Annotated in this window: 18 protein-coding genes; 12 read left to right on the top strand and 6 right to left on the bottom strand. The window is 64.6% G+C overall.

Annotated features, from left to right (window positions below; genetic code table 11):
* Positions 1-63 precede the first annotated feature (63 nt).
* The 6 genes from AWB92_RS17845 to AWB92_RS17870 form a co-directional block, all read right to left on the bottom strand.
* Positions 64-1,056, bottom strand: a complete 993-nt coding sequence (locus AWB92_RS17845; protein ID WP_085187995.1) for an ATP-binding cassette domain-containing protein — start codon at positions 1,054-1,056, stop codon at positions 64-66.
* Between the two features lie 2 nt (positions 1,057-1,058).
* Positions 1,059-2,108 (bottom strand): ABC transporter permease, encoded by a 1,050-nt coding sequence (locus AWB92_RS17850; protein WP_085187997.1) that lies wholly within the window; start codon positions 2,106-2,108, stop codon positions 1,059-1,061.
* A 2-nt stretch (positions 2,109-2,110) separates the two neighbouring features.
* Entirely contained in the window at positions 2,111-2,443 is a 333-nt protein-coding gene (locus AWB92_RS17855) for a hypothetical protein (RefSeq protein WP_085187999.1), read from the bottom strand.
* A gap of 361 nt (positions 2,444-2,804) precedes the next feature.
* The gene (locus AWB92_RS17860) at positions 2,805-3,620 is read right to left on the bottom strand and encodes a helix-turn-helix transcriptional regulator (RefSeq protein ID WP_085188001.1); all 816 of its coding nucleotides are present in this window, start codon (positions 3,618-3,620) and stop codon (positions 2,805-2,807) included.
* 82 nt (positions 3,621-3,702) lie between these two features.
* On the bottom strand, positions 3,703-5,232 hold the full coding sequence (locus AWB92_RS17865) for a wax ester/triacylglycerol synthase family O-acyltransferase (protein ID WP_085188003.1): 1,530 nt from the start codon (positions 5,230-5,232) through the stop codon (positions 3,703-3,705).
* 10 nt (positions 5,233-5,242) lie between these two features.
* Positions 5,243-6,007, bottom strand: coding sequence for a glucose 1-dehydrogenase (locus AWB92_RS17870; protein ID WP_085188005.1), 765 nt, complete (start codon positions 6,005-6,007; stop codon positions 5,243-5,245).
* 295 nt (positions 6,008-6,302) lie between these two features.
* Between AWB92_RS17870 and AWB92_RS17875 the strand changes: the two genes are divergently transcribed.
* The 12 genes from AWB92_RS17875 to AWB92_RS17925 all read left to right on the top strand — a co-directional run bounded on the left by AWB92_RS17875 (position 6,303) and on the right by AWB92_RS17925 (position 17,195).
* Positions 6,303-6,890 (top strand): QsdR family transcriptional regulator, encoded by a 588-nt coding sequence (locus AWB92_RS17875; RefSeq protein WP_085188007.1) that lies wholly within the window; start codon positions 6,303-6,305, stop codon positions 6,888-6,890.
* A 256-nt stretch (positions 6,891-7,146) separates the two neighbouring features.
* Positions 7,147-8,367 carry an acyl-CoA dehydrogenase family protein gene (locus AWB92_RS17880; protein WP_173817442.1) on the top strand — a complete coding sequence of 407 codons (1,221 nt, stop codon included), beginning with the start codon at positions 7,147-7,149 and terminating at the stop codon, positions 8,365-8,367.
* Positions 8,368-8,380: 13 nt separating this feature from the next.
* Positions 8,381-9,622: a CaiB/BaiF CoA-transferase family protein gene (locus AWB92_RS17885; protein WP_085188009.1), complete on the top strand. Its 1,242-nt coding sequence runs from the start codon at positions 8,381-8,383 to the stop codon at positions 9,620-9,622.
* Positions 9,619-10,401 (top strand): crotonase/enoyl-CoA hydratase family protein, encoded by a 783-nt coding sequence (locus AWB92_RS17890; protein WP_085188010.1) that lies wholly within the window; start codon positions 9,619-9,621, stop codon positions 10,399-10,401. The genes AWB92_RS17885 and AWB92_RS17890 overlap by 4 nt, the downstream gene beginning before the upstream one ends.
* A 32-nt stretch (positions 10,402-10,433) precedes the next feature.
* Positions 10,434-11,393 (top strand): 3-hydroxyacyl-CoA dehydrogenase NAD-binding domain-containing protein, encoded by a 960-nt coding sequence (locus AWB92_RS17895; RefSeq protein ID WP_085188012.1) that lies wholly within the window; start codon positions 10,434-10,436, stop codon positions 11,391-11,393.
* A 169-nt stretch (positions 11,394-11,562) separates the two neighbouring features.
* Positions 11,563-12,462 (top strand): 3-hydroxyacyl-CoA dehydrogenase, encoded by a 900-nt coding sequence (locus AWB92_RS17900; RefSeq protein ID WP_085188013.1) that lies wholly within the window; start codon positions 11,563-11,565, stop codon positions 12,460-12,462.
* Complete coding sequence (locus AWB92_RS17905) at positions 12,459-13,850, top strand: NAD(P)/FAD-dependent oxidoreductase (protein WP_085188015.1); 1,392 nt, start codon at positions 12,459-12,461, stop codon at positions 13,848-13,850. Before AWB92_RS17900 ends, AWB92_RS17905 begins: the two co-directional genes overlap by 4 nt.
* Before the next feature lie 56 nt (positions 13,851-13,906).
* Positions 13,907-14,755 (top strand): 3-hydroxyacyl-CoA dehydrogenase family protein, encoded by an 849-nt coding sequence (locus tag AWB92_RS17910; RefSeq protein WP_346962955.1) that lies wholly within the window; start codon positions 13,907-13,909, stop codon positions 14,753-14,755.
* Positions 14,755-15,498 (top strand): hypothetical protein, encoded by a 744-nt coding sequence (locus AWB92_RS17915; RefSeq protein ID WP_085188019.1) that lies wholly within the window; start codon positions 14,755-14,757, stop codon positions 15,496-15,498. Before AWB92_RS17910 ends, AWB92_RS17915 begins: the two co-directional genes overlap by 1 nt.
* Before the next feature lie 201 nt (positions 15,499-15,699).
* On the top strand, positions 15,700-15,831 hold the full coding sequence (locus AWB92_RS31090; protein ID WP_277622308.1) for a hypothetical protein: 132 nt from the start codon (positions 15,700-15,702) through the stop codon (positions 15,829-15,831).
* Positions 15,828-16,676, top strand: a complete 849-nt coding sequence (locus tag AWB92_RS17920) for a TIGR02206 family membrane protein (protein WP_085188021.1) — start codon at positions 15,828-15,830, stop codon at positions 16,674-16,676. The genes AWB92_RS31090 and AWB92_RS17920 overlap by 4 nt, the downstream gene beginning before the upstream one ends.
* A gap of 12 nt (positions 16,677-16,688) precedes the next feature.
* Positions 16,689-17,195 (top strand): hypothetical protein, encoded by a 507-nt coding sequence (locus AWB92_RS17925; protein WP_085188023.1) that lies wholly within the window; start codon positions 16,689-16,691, stop codon positions 17,193-17,195.
* The last annotated feature ends 170 nt before the right edge of the window (positions 17,196-17,365 follow it).

The following is a 17,365-nucleotide window of genomic DNA, read 5'->3' on the forward strand; positions in this document are numbered from 1 at the left end:
CGCGAAACCACTTTGACGACATCAGGTTGCGTCGCAAGGCTGGCCGAATATGCCGCTGGACAACTAATCCAGGGCCAGCTCGCGCCCCTCGCTGAGCCCCGGTCCGGCCACGGCGCCGAGCCGTTGCCGGAACGCCGGCACGCTGTAGCCGATGACCGCCGCGTCGGTCCGGGCCCTCGCGGTCGCTGAGCGTGGCAGGCCGAACACCGGGCCAACCTCGCCGAAGTAGTCGCCGGCCCTCGCCACCCGTAGCACTTCGTGTCCGCCGCCGGGTCGTTGGCGAATTATCTCGAGCTCGCCCTCAGACACCGTGTAGATCAGATCAGCCAGCGCACCTTGATTGAATAAGACCGTCCCCGCCTTGAGCTGGATCGTTTCGTGCGCGCGATTGACCAACGTCGTCGTCGGCACCATCTCGATCACACGGTCGGCCAGCGGCAACAACCGCGGATCGTGGGTGGCGACGACGACCATATGATCGCCGGACGCGAGGCTGCGGATGAGCTTGAGCATCTCCTCGACCTGAAGGTAATCAAGATGTGCGGTCGGTTCGTCGGCCAGGATCAGCGGGGGATCGAGTGCGATCGCGCGGGCCACGGCGACGCGTTGTTGTTGGCCGCCGCTCAGGTCTCCGGGACGGTGGGTCATCCTGTCCTGCAACCCAACACGGGTCAGCAGGTCCTCGGCGCGCTCACGCGCGGCGCGGCGTGAGACTCCAGCTGCACGCAGCGGCACAAGGACGTTCTCCAGCGCGGTCAGGCTTGGCACCAGGTTGAACGCCTGGAACACGATGCCGACCTTGTGGCGCCTGTACTGTGACATCGCGCGGCGGTTGAGCGAGGTCACGTCCACGTGCCCGACGGTGATTGAGCCCGACGTGGGTGTCAAGAGACCGCCTAGGGACGACAGCAATGTTGTCTTTCCGCAGCCACTAGGGCCGAGCAGGATCGTCAACGAGCCGGCTTCGAGTTCGAGGTTGAGGCCGTCGATCGGGCGGATGGCATTACCGCCGCTGGAGTATTCGACGACGAGGTTCTGGACGCGTACACCGGTCATGATTAGGGACCTCCAAATGCGAGAGCGGGATCGACGGTGGCGGCCCGACGGACCGCCGTGGCGCTGGCGAGCAGACCGACCCCGATGGCGATCACCGCCAAGAGCGGGTAGGCCGCGGCGGGCTCGATGACGTTCATCGGGAACAGCGGTGCAAGCAGGCGTGCAAGTCCGGCGCCGAAGGCGGCCGCAAGGATCGCCACGACGATCGCCTGCAAGACCAGGCCGGCCAGGACTGATCGCGTCGAGACGCCGATCGCCTTGAAGACCGCGAAGTCTCGCATGCGCTCCAGCGCGGACAGATAGACCACGCCGCCCACGATTAGCGCCGCAACGATCCACAGCAGAATGGCGACGATCGTGATCGCCTGGACCGCGATTTTGGTCGGCCGCATCAGATCGTCGACCGCAACGTTGCGGTCGACCACCCGGTAGCCGTCCGGAATCTGCGACAGTGTGCCGCGGATCCCGATCGATGAGATAAGCGGCTGACCGCCGAACTCCGATTGTTGTATACCTTCGGTCGTCACAAAGAGGTTCGGCGTCTTTGCCAGCGAGGTGGAGTTGTTGACGATGCCGACGATCAGCAGCTTGCGTGATCCGACCTCGAGCTGTTCGCCGATTCGGCGGCCAATGGTGCTCGTCACTGCCAGCTCGTCGGGGCTTGATGGGGCCCTGCCCTCGGACATCGCCGGCATACCCGGGCCGCCCGCCGGCGCGCCGAACATGGCCCCGGGGTGCGTCGAGTCGCCGGTTTTGAACGTAGCCCCCTTGTACGCTAGGGGCGCCGCGGCCACCACGCCCGGGGTGGCGGCGACCACTTGTAGTTCTGCCGCCGGGAACGGTGCGGAGCCCAGGAATGGGCCGGTCGCACCGGATTTGATCAGGAACATGTCGACGCCGAGGGAATCGACGGTGCGCTCATCCTCAACGCGGAATCCGTTGGCAAGCCCGGTGAGGACGAGGGTCATCGCGAATACCAATCCGGTGACGACGACCGCGATTACGAAGCGCCAAACGCGCCAACGCATGTCGCGTAATGCAGTGAATAGCATGTTCAGTGCCAACCTTTCTCAACTTGGCCTACGGTCTCGCACGCATGCGTGGGGACGTCGGATCGGCTTGCCCGTCCGCAACCAGTTGCGGCATACAAGGCGATGAACACGCCAACGCCCGCCACAGTCGCGACAGTCGTTGGTAGGACCTGGAGCCACTGAGTGTGGAGCTGCGCGACGCCTCGACCAGTGATGCGCGTCAGAAACGCCAGGACATCAGCGATGTCCGTGAGTGAACGCTTGAGCGCCTTCGTCGCGGTTAGCCGGACGAAGCCCGAACCGACGGCCACCAGCCGATGCAGCCGGTCCGCGCCGGGCATGGTAATCGTGGTCATGGCATCCTCATCGTCCAGTGGTCTTGGTGAGCTCTCGTGGTGTTGCGTCAACGATGACTGCGTGGAGCACGGGGTGGGGAGACCGTATTGATCCCTAGTAGTGACAGGGACAGGATTGCGTTGGCGTGGTTGTCGTCAATCCGCCAGGTAGCGCAATTCCTCTGATACCCGGGCGGACTGACTGCCCGGCTACGCGTGATAGATCAGCATGTACCGCCCACCTATCGCCACTTCCTCGCGGCGCAAACCGGGACGCGTCGCCGTGCCCGGCAACCAACCCGACGTCTTCGGGGCGAGCCTGCTCGCGTCTTGCACGCAGCTAATCACCCAGCGCACGCGTGCGGCCTTAATCGACGAGGCTCTAGCCGGCCGGGGCCGACAGCGACCGCAGTTTCTCCAGCGCGCGGGCGGAGTCGCTGCCGGGCTCGGCGCGATACATCACTAGGTGGTCCCCACCGGGATACGGGGCGTTGAGCCGGTGCCGGTGCAGATATAGCTCGCCGACCAGGGGATGACGGAGGTGGTGGATTCCCAAGCGGTAACCCACCTCCGCGCGGGTCCAGAGTTCGCGGAAACGTGGGCTCGCTGAGGATAATTCAACAACAAGCGCCTGCATGCGAGCATCGTTGGGACAGGGGCCGGCGAGTTCCCGTAGTCCATTCACCGCCATCTCGGTCGCGTCGTCCCAATCGACGTAGAGCTCCCGGGCGGCGGGATCGAGTAGGCGCCAGCGCAAGAAATTCTCTCCCGGTGTGAACCCCGGTGACAGGGCACGGGCGAGCGAATTTGCCGCCAACACATCTTGGTATCTGTTGGCTAGGAATGCCGGCATCGGGAAGTCGTCGATCAATTCGGCTAGGGCATAGGCCCGCGCTTCCGCATCGGATGTATGACCCCCGGGTGGTGCAACCAATTGCTGCAGGTACTGCGTGGCTTTGGCGTCCAGGCGGAGGGCGCGCGCTAGCGCGTCGACAACCTGAGGCGATGGGTGCTTGTCGCGTCCTACCTCCAGGCGCAGGTAGTACTCCGCGCTGATGCCCGCCAACATTGCCAGCTCCTCGCGGCGCAAACCCGCGACGCGCCGCCGCGCGCCAGGAACCAGCCCGACATCCTCGGGCCGTATTTGCTGGCGGCGCGCGCGCAGGAAATCTCCGAGCGCGTTGGCCTCCGTGGCCATCGTTCGAGCTTAAACCCTAAGAGCCGAAGTGCTCCGGATTATGCGGATGTGGGCGGCAGCAAGCTGCACCGGTGTTTGCTGTTCAGCAGATGTCATCGGCCTCGGCGCGTCTGACACGCCCGCGTCGAGGGTGAGGGGGCGGCGGGGGCTGGACCCATTCGGCTCCGCTGGCTTCGAACAGCCGGGCGATCTCGTCGATGTGCATGTCGGCGAGGTCCCACACGTCGGGTACCAGGTCGCGGTCGACGATGAAGCCGAAGTCGAGCCGGTCGAGGTAACTCACCACCGTGATGTTCAGGCCCTGTCCGTCGGTGACGATGGACACCGGGAACTGATGGCACAGTTGCGCGCCCGCGAAATACAAGGGCTGGCGGGGTCCGGGCACGTTGGAGATCACCAGGTTGAACGGTTGGGCGATCCGGTCAGCCAGCCGCAGTCGCGACGCGAGTCGCACGGCCGAGGTCGCCAGGACCGGGGTGGGGAACTGGGTGAGGTCGACGAGCTCGTCGGCCGGCACGAGGTCGAGGGTGCGCTTGGCGTTTCGCATCGACTGGCCGCATCGGGCGACGCGTTCGAGTGGGTCGGCGCTGTCGGTGGGCAACTCCGCGACCAGAGCCGAGACTCGGTTGGTCCAGGGGTCTTCCTCCTCGCCGGTACGGATGGACACCGGCACCATGGCCCGCAGCGGACGATCCGGCAACGCATCATGCGCAAGCAGGTACTGGCGCAGCCCGCCCGCGCAAATCGCCATGACGATGTCGTTGACCGTCCCGCCGGTGGCGTTCTTGAGCGCCTTGATGTTCTCCAAAGAGGTTGTGCGCATGGCGAATCGGCGATGGCCTGTGATTGGCTTGTTCCACGGAGTCGGCGGCGCCTGCGTCGTCGGTAAGGCGATGCGCGGCCCGTCGGAGCGGCCCAGCCGGGCGATGCGCTTGACCGCCGCCCCGGCCTGGCCGGCCGCACCGCTGACGCTGTTGACGCCCGCGGTGTCAGCAACCTTGCGAACCAGCCGCGCCTGAACGCGCAACGCTCTGACGGGATTTAGGGCGAGCCGGGCTGCCGTGCGTCGCAACAGATCTACGGTGCTCGGCAGAGACTCGGCCTCCCATGCGGGGCTCTCGCCAGGCGTTGGGGCGTCGGGGTCGGGATCGGTCATGATCTGCAGCATGAGCTGTCCGGCGGCGCCGTCGATGGTGGCGTGGTGGTACTTGGTGAGCAGCGCCCAGCGTCCGCTGTGGAGGCCGTCGATGACGTAGACCTCCCAGAGCGGACGGGTCCGGTCCATCGGGCGGCCGACAATGCGGGAGACCTGGTCGGCCAGCTGGTCGACCATGCCGGGCTTGGCCAGGTGGATCTCCCGGATATGAAAGTCGAGATCCAAGTTGGCGTCGGCTATCCAGTACGGATGGTCGAGCCCGAAGGGCACGTCGACGAGGCGGCGGCGCAGCGGCTCGAGCTCGCCGACCATCGAGGCGAACTTGGCGTAGACGGCCTGGTACGGGTCGAAGTCCGAACGGGGTCGCTCGAAGATCATCAGACCTGTGACGTGCCCGAAGGTTGTCGGCGTCTCCATATAGAGAAATGTCGCGTCCAGGCCGCTGAGTTGCTTCATGAATGGCTCCCTAGTTGGTCAGCATTCCGCCTTCGACGGGCAGCGTGATTCCGGTGACGTAGCTGCTGGCGTCGCTGGCAAGGAATAAGAGTGCGGCGCTGAGTTCTTCGGGCTCACCCAGACGCCGGCACAGTGTGCGCGGGACGATCATGGAGTCGAAGTACTCAGGCTCAAACTGGTCCGTCATCTCGGATGCGAAATAGCCTGGCGCGATTGCGTTTACGCGGATGCCCCGGCGCCCGGTCCATTGCTGGGCGAGGTCTCGGGTCAACCCGATCAAACCCGCCTTGGAGGACGCGTAGGCGGCCTGCGGCAGACCGGCGGTGGTCAAGCCCAGCACGCTGCTGACATTGATGATCGAGCTGCCGGGCTGCATCACGCGGCCGCACTCCTGCGCCATCCAGTAACAGCCGTTGAGATTGAGATCGATGACCGACCGGAACTGCTCGGGGGTCTCGCGAGTGGCCGGCACCGCCGTTCCGACCCCGGCGTTGTTCACCAGGATGTCCACCTGCCCGAATTCGTCCATCGCGGCACGCACCAGAGCCTGGCAGTCGGCGGGGTCGGTCACATCCGTTCGGACCGCCACGGCTTTTCGGCCCGCGGCCTCGACCAGCGCACGGGTCTGCTCCAAGCGGTCGACGCGCCGGGCGCCGAGCACCACGTTGGCGCCCGCCTCGGCCAGCGCCTGCGCGAACGCGACTCCGAGCCCACTGGACGCGCCGGTGACGACGGCGACGCGGTCGTCGATACGGAAGCGATCAAGCACGGGCATAGCAACACTCCTTTACTCAGGTTAGATCGGGGTCTACGCCCGTTCTCCAACAGTATGCAACGTATCTATAAAATGTTGCATAGTTGCGACTAACAAGAGACCGATCTCACATTGCACTTGGATTAGGGGCAGAGTGGCCTGATCCTGAATTTGTTCTAGTAGAGGTTATTTCGATAATTCGCGATGCATTTGGCGCTGTATCCAGCGGTTTGATGCATGGTTGTCATGCAACGTCTACTAGTATGATGCACAGCATCCGAGGAGGTGCACGATCGCCGAAACGCCGCTATCCCGCATGTTGGCCGAGGAGCGCAAGCCTGACGCGTTGGACGCGTTCCGTCTGGCCCGACGGCGGTTCGTGGCCGGACGCCGCGTCGAGATGCAGGAACTTGCCGCCGACCTGGGTGTAAACCGCGCGACGCTGTTTCGTTGGGTCGGCGGTCGCGACGACCTGCTGGGGGAGATTCTGTGGTCCCTGGCGGAACCGGCCCTCGTCGCCGCCGTCGAGGCTTCCGACGGTAACGGCGCGCAGCGCATCACCGGCGCGATCGGTCGCTTCGCGGCCATGGTCGACCAAGCCGACTTCCTTCGGGAGTTCGTCCGGCGAGAGCCGGAACGTGCGCTGAGAATTCTCACCACGGGCGCGGGCACGGTTCAGGCGCGTCTGGTGGGCGCCATCGAAGCCCTTCTCAGTGACGAGGTATCCCAGAGCGACCTGCGGTCGCCACTTCCGCTGCGCGACCTGGCGTACCTCATCGTCCGGATCGTCGAATCTTTCCTCTACGCCGAGTTCATCACAGGCGAGCGAGCCGACATCGCGATGGCGGAGTTGGCGGTCGGGGCACTCCTCGGACGCCCAGGTTCCGATTCCGGTCCCGGTTAAGACCCACGCGCACAACGCATTTGGCGAATTCGGCGTTGGCTTCCGCGCCGATTAGGCGTCGGGCTACTCCGCGACGCGCCGGCTTTCGCCGCCGCCGCTGAGCCTGTCCCTGCCAGTACCGGGGATAAGCGCGGTATCCCGACCTCGTCCACGGCGGGCTGATGGTGAACGCATGGCCTGGCCGATAGACCAACCGGCGAATCAGCGAGCGGCCGCAAGGGTGAGAACTTGCCCACCACCGAAAAGAGAGGACATCATGACCGTCAAAGTCACGTTGCCGTCAACGCCCCAGCCTTATCTGGACCACGGGCTGCTGCCGGCCGATTTCTACTCCTACGAGGAGTTGCTGTCGGACTCGGAGCGGGAGAAGGTCGCCCGTATCCGCGCCTTCTTCCGCACGGAGGCCGCGCCGATCGTCGAGGAGCATTGGGCGCGGGCGGAGTTCCCGTTCGAGCTCGTCAAGGGATTTGCGAAGCTGGGTCTGCTGGATTGGGCCGATCCCGACTCGTCGGAGCCCGCGCCGAGCAACCTGATGACGGGCATCACCGCGCTGGAGATGGCGCACGCCGATCCGTCGCTCTCGGTGTTCTTCGGGGTGCATTCGGGGCTGGCGATGGGCTCGATCCTGACCTGCGGGTCCGAGGAGCAGAGGCGTCGCTGGCTGCCGGCGATGAGCCGGTTCGAGAAGATCGGCGCGTTCGCGTTGACCGAGCCGCACGGCGGCTCCGATGTGGCGGGTGGCATGGAGACCACCGCGCGTCGCGACGGTGACGAGTGGGTGCTGAGCGGCGCCAAGCGCTGGATCGGCAACGCCACCTTCGCCGACCTGGTGGTGGTGTGGGCTCGCGACGTCGAGACCAACCGCGTGCTGGGCTTCGTGGTCGAGAAGGGCACCCCCGGGTTCACCGCGACCAAGATCGAGAACAAGTTCGCGCTGCGCATCGTGCAGAACGCCGACATCGTGCTCGACGAGTGCCGGGTTCCCGAAGCCAACCGGCTGCAGAATGCGAACTCGTTCCGCGACACCGCGGAGATCCTGCGCCGGACGCGAAGCGGGGTGGCATGGCAGGCGGTGGGCGTCCAGTTCGCCGCCTACGAGCTCGCCCTGCAGTACGCCAAGGAACGCATCCAGTTCGGCCGGCCGATCGGCAAATTCCAGCTGGTTCAGGACCTGCTGGTCAAGATGCTCGGCAACGCCACCGCGTGCGCGGGGATGATGGTGCGCCTGGCCCAGCTGCAGCACGAGGGTGTCTACCGCGACGAGCAGTCGGCGCTGGCTAAGGCCTTCTGCTGCTCGCGGATGCGTGAGACGGTGCACTGGGCGCGGGAGTTGTTCGGCGGCAACGGCATTGTGCTCGACTACAACATCGGCCGCTTCGTTGCCGACTCCGAGGCCCTGTACTCCTACGAGGGCACCCGCGAGATGCAGACGCTGATCGTCGGAAAGTCCGTCACCGGCCTGAGCGCATTCGTTTAAGGAGACGACAACTATGACAACACAATCAACGCAACCCGTGTTTTCCGGCCTGAAGGTCGTTGAGCTGGCCAGCTTTATCGCCGCACCAGCGGCAGCGACGATGCTGTCGGACTTCGGGGCCGACGTCATCAAGGTCGAGGCGCCGGGGATGGGCGACCCCCAGCGGCTGCTGAGCTCGGTCCCACCGAGCCCGGCGGCGCTCGGCAACTACAGCTGGCACTTGGCCAATCGCAACAAACGAGGGATGTCGATCAACCTCAAGTCCGAGGGCGGCACGAAGATCCTCAAGCGCCTCGTCGAATGGGCCGACGTGCTGATCACCAACTTCCCGCACGGCACCCGCGAGGGGCTGCACCTCGGCTATGAGGAGGTTTCGTCCTGGAACCCCCGGATCATCTACGCCGACATCACGGGATTCGGCGATGCGGGCCCGGACGCCAAACTGCCTGGGTTCGACCTGACCGCCTTCTGGTCACGCAGCGGGCTGCTGGCCTCGACCCGCGACGCCGGCGCACCGCCGACGTCGCCACCTTGGGGCAGTGGCGATTACACCACCGCCGTCGCGATTTACGCCGCGATCACCACCGCGCTGTACCACCGCGAACGCACGGGGCGCGGTGCGAACGTCGGCACCTCGCTGCTCGCCACGGGTGTGTGGGCGACGGGAACGTTGGTGTCGGCGGCGTTGGCCGGCGGTAAGCCGTACGAACTGAATGACCGCAACAAGCCGGTGAACGCGCTGACGAATCCGTACGAGTGCGGTGACGGTCGCTGGATCATGCTGGCTGCCAAGCGATCGGCATTCTCGGTATTGGCCAACGCCATCGGGCGGTCGGACCTATTGTCTGATCCGCGCTTCAGTGACGTCGAAGCCCTCAGCACGCACGCCGGCGAATTGGCCACTCTGCTCGACACGGAATTCCGCACCCAACCTCTGACGCATTGGAAAGAGGTCCTCGACAAGGCCCGCATTCCCTACGGCATCATCCAGACGCCTGAGGAAGCGGCCCGGGACCCGCAGCTGCGCGCCGCAGAGATCGTTGTGCCGATCGAGGGTGCGGCGGACCTGGAGTACACCGTCAACAACCCGCTCACCCTTCGCGGAATGGCACGGGTCCCGGCGCGGCGTGCACCCGAGCACGGAGAACACAACGCCGAAATCCTCACACAGCTGGGATTCAGCCCGGAAGACATCAACCAACTCGCAACCGCGGGAGCGATTCCCGTTGCACCGGAACAGGAGACAGCGAAATGACCACAACCGAAGTATCGACGCAACTGGTGCTCACCGAGCGCCGCGACGGCGTCCTGACGATCATCATCAACCGCCCGGCGCAGCGCAACGCCATCAGCCGGGAAGTCGCGATCGAACTGGCGTCCGCGTTGGATCTGCTGGACTCCGATCCGTCGCTGTCGGTGGGGGTCCTCACCGGCGCCGGTGGCACCTTCAGCGCGGGGATGGATCTGAAGGCCTTCGCCAACGGACAGACCCCGATCCTTCCCGGTCGAGGATTCGGCGGGCTCACCCGGGCGAACGTGCAAAAGCCGTTGATCGCCGCGGTGGAAGGATGGGCGCTCGGTGGTGGCTTCGAAATGGCCCTGTCGTGCGATCTGATCGTCGCGGCGCGGGATGCCAAATTCGGTTTGCCCGAGGTGAAACGGGGACTTATCGCCGGCGAGGGCGGCGTCATCCGTCTTCCGCAGCGCATCCCTTACCACGTCGCCGTCAAGGTGTTGCTCACCGGCGAGCCGATCTGGGCGGTCGAAGCCAAGGCGTATGGGCTCGTCAGCGAGCTGACCGAATCCGGGGCCGCATTAGCAGGGGCGCAAGAGCTTGCCCAGCGCATCGCGGTCAACGCCCCGCTCGCGCTGGCCAGAGTCAAGAAGGTGCTGCGCGATACGCAAGGTCTCGCTGACGCCGAGGCGTTCGCCCGCCAAGACAAAGACGCGCACGGGCTGCTCGACACGGAGGACGCCCACGAAGGAGCGCTGGCATTCGCCGAAAAGCGTGCACCCGTCTGGCGCGGGCGCTGACGACCAAACCGAACCAAAAAGGAGCAACGAACATGAGTACACAAAAGCCAGTGCGGCGCATAGCAATCGTAGGTACCGGCACCATCGGTGCGAGTTGGGCGACGCACTACCTCGCCCGCGGCTTCGATGTCACGGCCACCGATCCCGCACCGGGCGCCGAGGCGGCGCTGCGGTCTTACGTCGAGAGTGCATGGGCGGGGGTCAAGACGCTGGGACTGGCGCCGGGTGCCTCACTGGACCGCCTGAAGTTCACCTCCGACCTGTCGGCGGCCCTCGCGGATGCCGACTTCGTTCAGGAAAACGCGCCGGAGCGCCCGGAACTGAAGGTCAAGCTGTTCGCTGAAATCGACGCCGCCACACCGCCGGAGGCGATCATCGCCTCGAGTTCGTCGGGCATCACGATGAGCGTGATGCAGGCCGAGTGCCTTCATCCGGAGCGGACCGTCATCGGACACCCCTTCAACCCTCCGCACGTGATCCCGCTTGTGGAGGTCGTCGGCGGGACGAGGACCGCTCCGGAGACGATCCACGACGCGATGGTGTTCTACGCCTCGATCGGCAAGAAGCCGATTCACCTGAAGAAGGAGCTGCCCGGTCACGTGGCCAACCGCCTGCAGTCGGCGCTGTATCGGGAAGTGGTCTACCTGATCGGTCAGGGAGTGCTCGACGTCGCCGACGCCGACGACGCGGTGTCCTGGGGCCCCGGGTTGCGCTGGGGCGTCATGGGACCCAACCTGCTGTGGCACCTCGGGGGCGGTCAGGGCGGCATCCAGCACTTCATGGATCACCTGATGCCGCGCATGGCCGCCGGCTGGCCGGGGTTGGGTAACCCGGAGTTGACCCTGGAGCTCCAACAAAAGATCGTCGACGGCGTTCTCGAGGAGGCGGACGGCCAATCCATCGACGAGCTTGCTGCACAGCGCGACGAAATGCTGTTCGGGCTGCTCGCCGTGCGGGCCGATTACGGTTCGGCTCCGGCGACTACCGCTTGAATGCCCTGGCTTGTAAGGAGAAAACGATGCTGAGCCTGCTGTACGGGCCCCTGGCACTGATGTCAATCATCCTCGCGCTTGTGGGTTACGCGCTGGCGTTACGGGGCTGACCCCACGCCGGCAGCACGTTTCAATCAGAAGCCATACAACGCAATTGGAAGGACCAGACATGACTCTCACCCCGAAACTGTTCGTCCTTGAAGCCAGCGGTGGCGGACGACTGTTCTCGATCAATCCCGACGGCTCCGACAAGACGGTCCTCGTCACCGGATGCGCCGTGCCCGACGGTGTCGCCGTCGATGTGCAAGGCGGCCATATCTATTGGACCAACATGGGCGTTCCGGCGCGCAACGACGGCTCGATCGAACGAGCGGACCTCGACGGAAACAACCGCATCACGATTGTTCCCAGCGGCGGAACCTATACCCCCAAGCAGCTTCATTTCGACGTCGCGAGCCGAAAGCTGTACTGGTCCGACCGGGAAGGCATGCGCGTGATGCGCTGCGATCTGGACGGGTCCCAGGTGGAAACGCTGGTGCAGGCCGGCCGGGGCGACGAGGACCGGCGCGACGAGACGAACTGGTGCGTTGGGGTCGCCGTCGACCACGTCCGCGGGCACCTCTACTGGACGCAGAAGGGCCCCAGCGACGCGGGCCTCGGCAGGATTCTGCGTGCCGGAATCGACCTTCCCGCCGGTGAGACGGCGTCCAGCCGCAGCGACATAGAGGTGGTGTTCAAGGACCTGCCCGAGCCGATCGACCTGGAAATCGAAGGCAGTTCGCGCACGCTGTACTGGACCGACCGCGGCGACCCGCCATACGGCAATACCGTCAATCGGGCCCAACTGGACACTATCGGTAACAGTGAACCCGAGATAGTCGTGACCCACCTGATGGAAGGCATCGGCATCGCGCTCGACCCCGGGCATGACCGCATGTTCGTCACCGACCTGGGAGGCAACGTGTGGGCGGCCACGCTGGACGGATCCGGCAACCGACCCATCCGGGCATTGCAAGGCAACCTCACCGGTATCGCCTATGCCGAGCTGCCCGACGGGACGCGAACATGAGCATCGTCGCTGTCGCTGCAGAGGAGCATGGGCGGCGGCATCGCGTCGTCGTAATCGGTTCGGGTTTCGGCGGATTGACGGCAACGAAGGCGCTGAAGCATGCGCCGGTCGATGTCACGGTGATTGCCCGGACGCAGCACCACCTGTTCCAGCCGCTGCTCTACCAAGTGGCGACGGGCATCTTGTCCGAGGGCGAGATCGCCACCGCCACCCGACGGATCCTTCGCGATCAGCGCAACGCGGAGGTGCTCCTCGGCGACGTCGTGGAAATCAATCTGCGTGGCCGCTACGTGGTCGCCGAGCTGCTCGGGCAGCGCTACCAGACCGAGTACGACAGCCTGATCGTCGCGGCCGGCGCCGGCCAATCCTATTTTGGCAATGAGCGTTTCGCGGAATTCGCACCCGGCATGAAGACCATCGACGATGCGCTCGAGGTCCGCGGGCGGATTCTCGGCGCGTTCGAGTTGGCCGAACGCTCCGGCGATCCGGCGTCGCGGGAGAAGCTGCTCACGTTCACCGTCGTCGGCGCGGGTCCTACCGGGGTGGAGATGGCCGGCCAGATCGCCGAGCTTGCCAGGCAGACCCTCAAAGGCGAGTTCCGCCATATCGACTCCACGCAGGCACGGGTGATCCTGCTCGACGCCGCACCTGCGGTACTGTCCCCCATGGGTGCCAATTTGGGCGGCAAAGCCCAGGCGCGCCTGCAGAAATTGGGTGTCGAGATACAGCTGGGCGCGGCGGTGGTCGACGTTGATCGCGACGGATTGACGATCAAGGATCCGGACGGCACCACCCGCCGCATCGAATCGGTGTGCAAGATCTGGTCCGCCGGAGTGGCGGCAAGTCCGTTGGGCGCCCAGATCGCCGAACAAGCGGGCGTAGAGGTCGACCGGTCAGGCCGGGTAAACGTGTTGTCCGACTTGACGATCCCGGGGCATCCCAACGTGTTCATTATTGGCGATATGGCCGCGGTGCCGGGGGTACCCGGCATGGCCCAGGGTGCCATTCAGGGCGCGAAGTACGCGACACGCGCCATCAAGGCCGACCTCAAGGTCGCGAACCGCAACGTGAGCGCACCGTTCCACCACGCCGTACGTGACCCGTTTCGCTACGTCGACAAGGGGTCGATGGCCACTATTTCGCGGTTCTCCGCGGTCGCCAAGATTGGCCGACTGGAAATCAGCGGCTTCGCGGCCTGGTTGGCATGGCTGCTACTGCACCTGGTCTACCTCGTCGGGTTCAAAAGCAGGCTCACCACTCTGATTTCGTGGACGGCGACCTTCCCGACCGCCAATCGGGGCCAACTCACGATCACGGAACACCAAGCCATCGGGCGATGGCCCGTCGAACATCCCATCCAACCCGAATCGGCAACCAACGCCGCCTAACGACGCAGGAGCAAAAGATGACTGACATGGTGCCAACCGATTACTCAGGCCGGCCGGTGGCCGTCGTCGGCGCCGGTACGCTGGGCCGGCGAATCGCGCTGATGTTTGCCGCACGTGGTGTCGCGGTAAGGATCTATGACCTCGCCGAAGCGCAACGACACGCCGCGGTCGATTACGTATCGAAGAGCGTTCCGGCGCTCGTCGGGCAGCTCACTGGCGTTGTGCCCGGGACGGTTTCGGCCGAAGCTGACCTCGCCGACGCGGTGCGCGATGCGTGGTTGGTCATCGAGGCGATCCCTGAGCGACTGGAGCTGAAGAAGCAAATGTTCGGACAGCTCGACGAGTTATCGCCCACCGACGCGATCCTCGCGAGCAACTCCTCCTCGTATGCCAGCCGCATGTTTTTGGACAAGGTGCACCGCCCCGAACGTGTGCTGAACATCCACTTCTACATGCCGCCCAAACAAAATGCCGTCGACGTCATGTCGTGCGGCAAGACCGACCCCCGCGTCCTCGACTTCGTGATGACCACGCTGCCGAAGTTTGGTCTGTACCCGTTTGAAGCGCGAAGGGAGAGCACCGGATTCATCTTCAACCGAATCTGGGCCGCGGTCAAACGGGAGTCCCTCGAGGTCGTCGCCGAAGGCGTGTCGACACCGCAGGAGGTCGACCGGATGTTTGAAATCAACACCGGCTCGTCCGCCGGCCCGTTTCGGATGATGGATCAGGTGGGCCTGGACGTGGTCTTGGACATCGAAGAGCATTATTGCGCTGAGCACCCGGAGTACCCCGAGGGCCCGCGTCGGCTGTTACGAAGCTATCTGCAGGCAGGCCGGTTTGGGGTGAAGTCCGGCGCCGGGTTCTACGACGATTACCCACAGCCGGTCCGGCCGGTCGACTCCTAATGATCAACGAGACCGTCGCGTTCGCGGGGCGCATCACGGCGCAAGGCGCATCAGATGTCGTCAACCAACTGCCGCTCTGGCTCCAGGGAATCCAGGCGGTCGCGGCGGTTGCGACGACGGTTGGCGTGCTCATCGCGCTTTATGTCGCTGTGGTCCGGGAGCCCAGGAAGGCAGCTGAAGAACGCAGACGCCACAAAGCGCAGATCGATGCGCTCCGCCGCGTCCGGGGGAAACGTGTTGCGGCTCAGGCCCGAAAGGTGTTTCCCTCCTGCGCGAGAGCACCGATGTTCGGTGATTCTTGGTGGACCGTAAGAATCGACAACGCCAGCGATGCGGTGACAACGATCCTCGCGGTCGACGTTAAAGCCGTAGACACCAAAGGTGTTGAAGTGGCCGACGGTTGCGAGCAGGCCAACAACGCTATGCGGGTTGATCAGGCTTTGGATCGATCCATCCTGGCGGCGCTGTCAACTTTCCATGGTGCATCGGGGCAGCGAGGTGACCTCCCGCCGACTTTCAAACAAGCGTTGCGGGACGCATTGGTTGGACACTTCGCGACTGCGTGGCAGCGCACGCTGTCACCAAATCAGCACGCCGTAATGGTCTACAGAACCACGGAGCCGGACTTCACGCTGCGTGTCACGATTGATTACGAAGACCAAGCCGGTTATCAATGGCGGCGCACCGACTCCGGCCAGCCGGAACGCATAAGCACGGAACCGCGACTGACCCACCAGCGCTGAGGGATCCGACACCGCGGTAGGCGATTGCGGCTTTTCGGTGACCTGATGACCGCCGTGCGTTGGTCAACGTACTAATTCTCCGCAACCGCGATGGTGTCCCTGGCAATACCGGGGGTAAAGGCGGTATCCCCAGCTGACGTCGGCAACGTCGATCGTTGATACAAGGCCCCGGCCGAACAACGAGCGAGAAGAGCTAAAGCGATGACCGCCATCATCCAGATTCGCCCCCAAGTATGGGCGGTCAGTCACAACGGACACGTGCTGCGTCAGCACTACTTCACATTGAAGACAGCGCAGATGGCGGCACAACAATTGAGGAGTTACCAGCGATGACCATCACGACTACGCTGCCCGCGGCTTCGGCACCGATCGCAGCGACGCGACAATTCTCCGCCTACGGCCCGTCGCACTTGACGGTGCTGGCGGTCTTCGCGATCGGGGCTGCCGCGCTGGTTTGGCTGGGACGCCGGCATAGCGAAGCGCACTCTCGGCGCCTCGGCCGGATCCTGGCGGCAGCAACCGTGGCAGTATTCAGCGTGGCTTTGCTGTACAAGCTGCTTCAGCCAAGCATTGACCATTCGGTGCCGCTGCAACTGTGTGATCTCGCTGAGCTCACGGCAGCCTACGCTTTGTGGTCGCAGCGGACATGGGCGTCCTCGCTGGTCTACTACTGGGGTCTTCCGCTGAGTTCGCAGGCGTTGATCACGCCGGATCTCAACGCGCCAGACTTTCCTGGCCACGAGTTCCTGACCTTCTTTTCGTTGCATCTGCTCGTTGTATGGGCTGCCATCTATCTGATTTGGGGGTGTGGGATAAGGCCGGGTTGGCGTAACTACCGCTTCGCGGTCATCACGACCCTGACGTGGGGGGCGTTCACCTTCGTCTTCAACACAATCGCGGGAAGCGACTACGGCTTCCTCAATCGGAAACCCGTCAATGCCTCGCTGCTGAATGTCCTAGGACCTTGGCCCTTCTATGTGGTGGCAGAGGTCGCCATCGTCGGCGCCGTCTGGGCGCTCATGACGTGGCCCTGGGAGCGGAAGCCGAGCACCGCGATCGGCGCCACTCCCGGGGACAAGCTCTCAACCCCCTCGTCGCGCAAAGCGGTTCGCTTCACCCGTGTCCGGACTGTCCGCGGTGGCTTGCGGCGGGCAGAAATCCAAACAACCTCAATTTAGGAGACGACTGCCGTGACTGCCGCACCGAACGAGACCACCCACACGCTCGACAACCAGGCGCCACATCTGGACTACTACCCCCACTGGCTGGACAACCTCGCCGACGACGTCATCCTGCAAGGCGCGGTGTTCAACGGTGAATTGCGTGGCGCGCAACAGATCGGAAAGATGCTGAGCTTCGCCCGAAGCTTGTACGCGTTCCAGGACTTCCGGTTCTACGGCATGCGCGGCGATCTCTGGTTGGAGGACTACCGCTCCCGCATCCGCGGCAGTGAGGCCTACCATCCGGGCGGAGTCGAGATCTACAACTTCGTCGTCGTGTACTTCAACGACGCCGGCCAGACCAGTCAATTGGTCATGAATCACCGGCCCCAGTCTGCCGCCTTGCTGTTCTCGTCGTTGTTGGCCAAGCATTTCGGTGATGATTTCGACCCGACGCTCTTCCATGACGGCGATGTGAGCGCGCGCCTGCTCGATCGAGACCTATCCCGCGGCTTGTGGCTGCCCTCGTCCCGCTGACCGATGGCCACCTCGACGCCACTTGGGATCACCTCCAAGTCGACATCGCGACGCGGTCGCAGCGCGCTTGATGGATCGATTACCAACTGCTGGTCGGACCGTAGGAGACCGGCGTGCCCGACCGCGACGGGCCGCGTCTAATGCGGCAACCGGTCGGCGGTGGACGGGCA

Origin of the sequence: Mycobacterium sp. IEC1808, assembly GCF_002101935.1 — a bacterium.
GTDB lineage: Bacteria > Actinomycetota > Actinomycetes > Mycobacteriales > Mycobacteriaceae > Mycobacterium.

Coding starts and splice junctions, on each gene's coding strand:
- AWB92_RS17870 (WP_085188005.1), bottom strand. CDS start 6,007: ATGCCCGTGCTTGATCGCTTCCGTATCGACGACCGCGTCGCCGTCGTC.
- AWB92_RS17890 (WP_085188010.1), top strand. CDS start 9,619: ATGACCACAACCGAAGTATCGACGCAACTGGTGCTCACCGAGCGCCGC.
- AWB92_RS17845 (WP_085187995.1), bottom strand. CDS start 1,056: ATGACCGGTGTACGCGTCCAGAACCTCGTCGTCGAATACTCCAGCGGC.
- AWB92_RS17875 (WP_085188007.1), top strand. CDS start 6,303: ATGTTGGCCGAGGAGCGCAAGCCTGACGCGTTGGACGCGTTCCGTCTG.
- AWB92_RS17860 (WP_085188001.1), bottom strand. CDS start 3,620: ATGGCCACGGAGGCCAACGCGCTCGGAGATTTCCTGCGCGCGCGCCGC.
- AWB92_RS31090 (WP_277622308.1), top strand. CDS start 15,700: ATGACCGCCATCATCCAGATTCGCCCCCAAGTATGGGCGGTCAGTCAC.
- AWB92_RS17865 (WP_085188003.1), bottom strand. CDS start 5,232: ATGAAGCAACTCAGCGGCCTGGACGCGACATTTCTCTATATGGAGACG.
- AWB92_RS17905 (WP_085188015.1), top strand. CDS start 12,459: ATGAGCATCGTCGCTGTCGCTGCAGAGGAGCATGGGCGGCGGCATCGC.
- AWB92_RS17900 (WP_085188013.1), top strand. CDS start 11,563: ATGACTCTCACCCCGAAACTGTTCGTCCTTGAAGCCAGCGGTGGCGGA.
- AWB92_RS17915 (WP_085188019.1), top strand. CDS start 14,755: ATGATCAACGAGACCGTCGCGTTCGCGGGGCGCATCACGGCGCAAGGC.
- AWB92_RS17895 (WP_085188012.1), top strand. CDS start 10,434: ATGAGTACACAAAAGCCAGTGCGGCGCATAGCAATCGTAGGTACCGGC.
- AWB92_RS17885 (WP_085188009.1), top strand. CDS start 8,381: ATGACAACACAATCAACGCAACCCGTGTTTTCCGGCCTGAAGGTCGTT.
- AWB92_RS17855 (WP_085187999.1), bottom strand. CDS start 2,443: ATGACCACGATTACCATGCCCGGCGCGGACCGGCTGCATCGGCTGGTG.
- AWB92_RS17850 (WP_085187997.1), bottom strand. CDS start 2,108: ATGCTATTCACTGCATTACGCGACATGCGTTGGCGCGTTTGGCGCTTC.
- AWB92_RS17880 (WP_173817442.1), top strand. CDS start 7,147: ATGACCGTCAAAGTCACGTTGCCGTCAACGCCCCAGCCTTATCTGGAC.
- AWB92_RS17920 (WP_085188021.1), top strand. CDS start 15,828: ATGACCATCACGACTACGCTGCCCGCGGCTTCGGCACCGATCGCAGCG.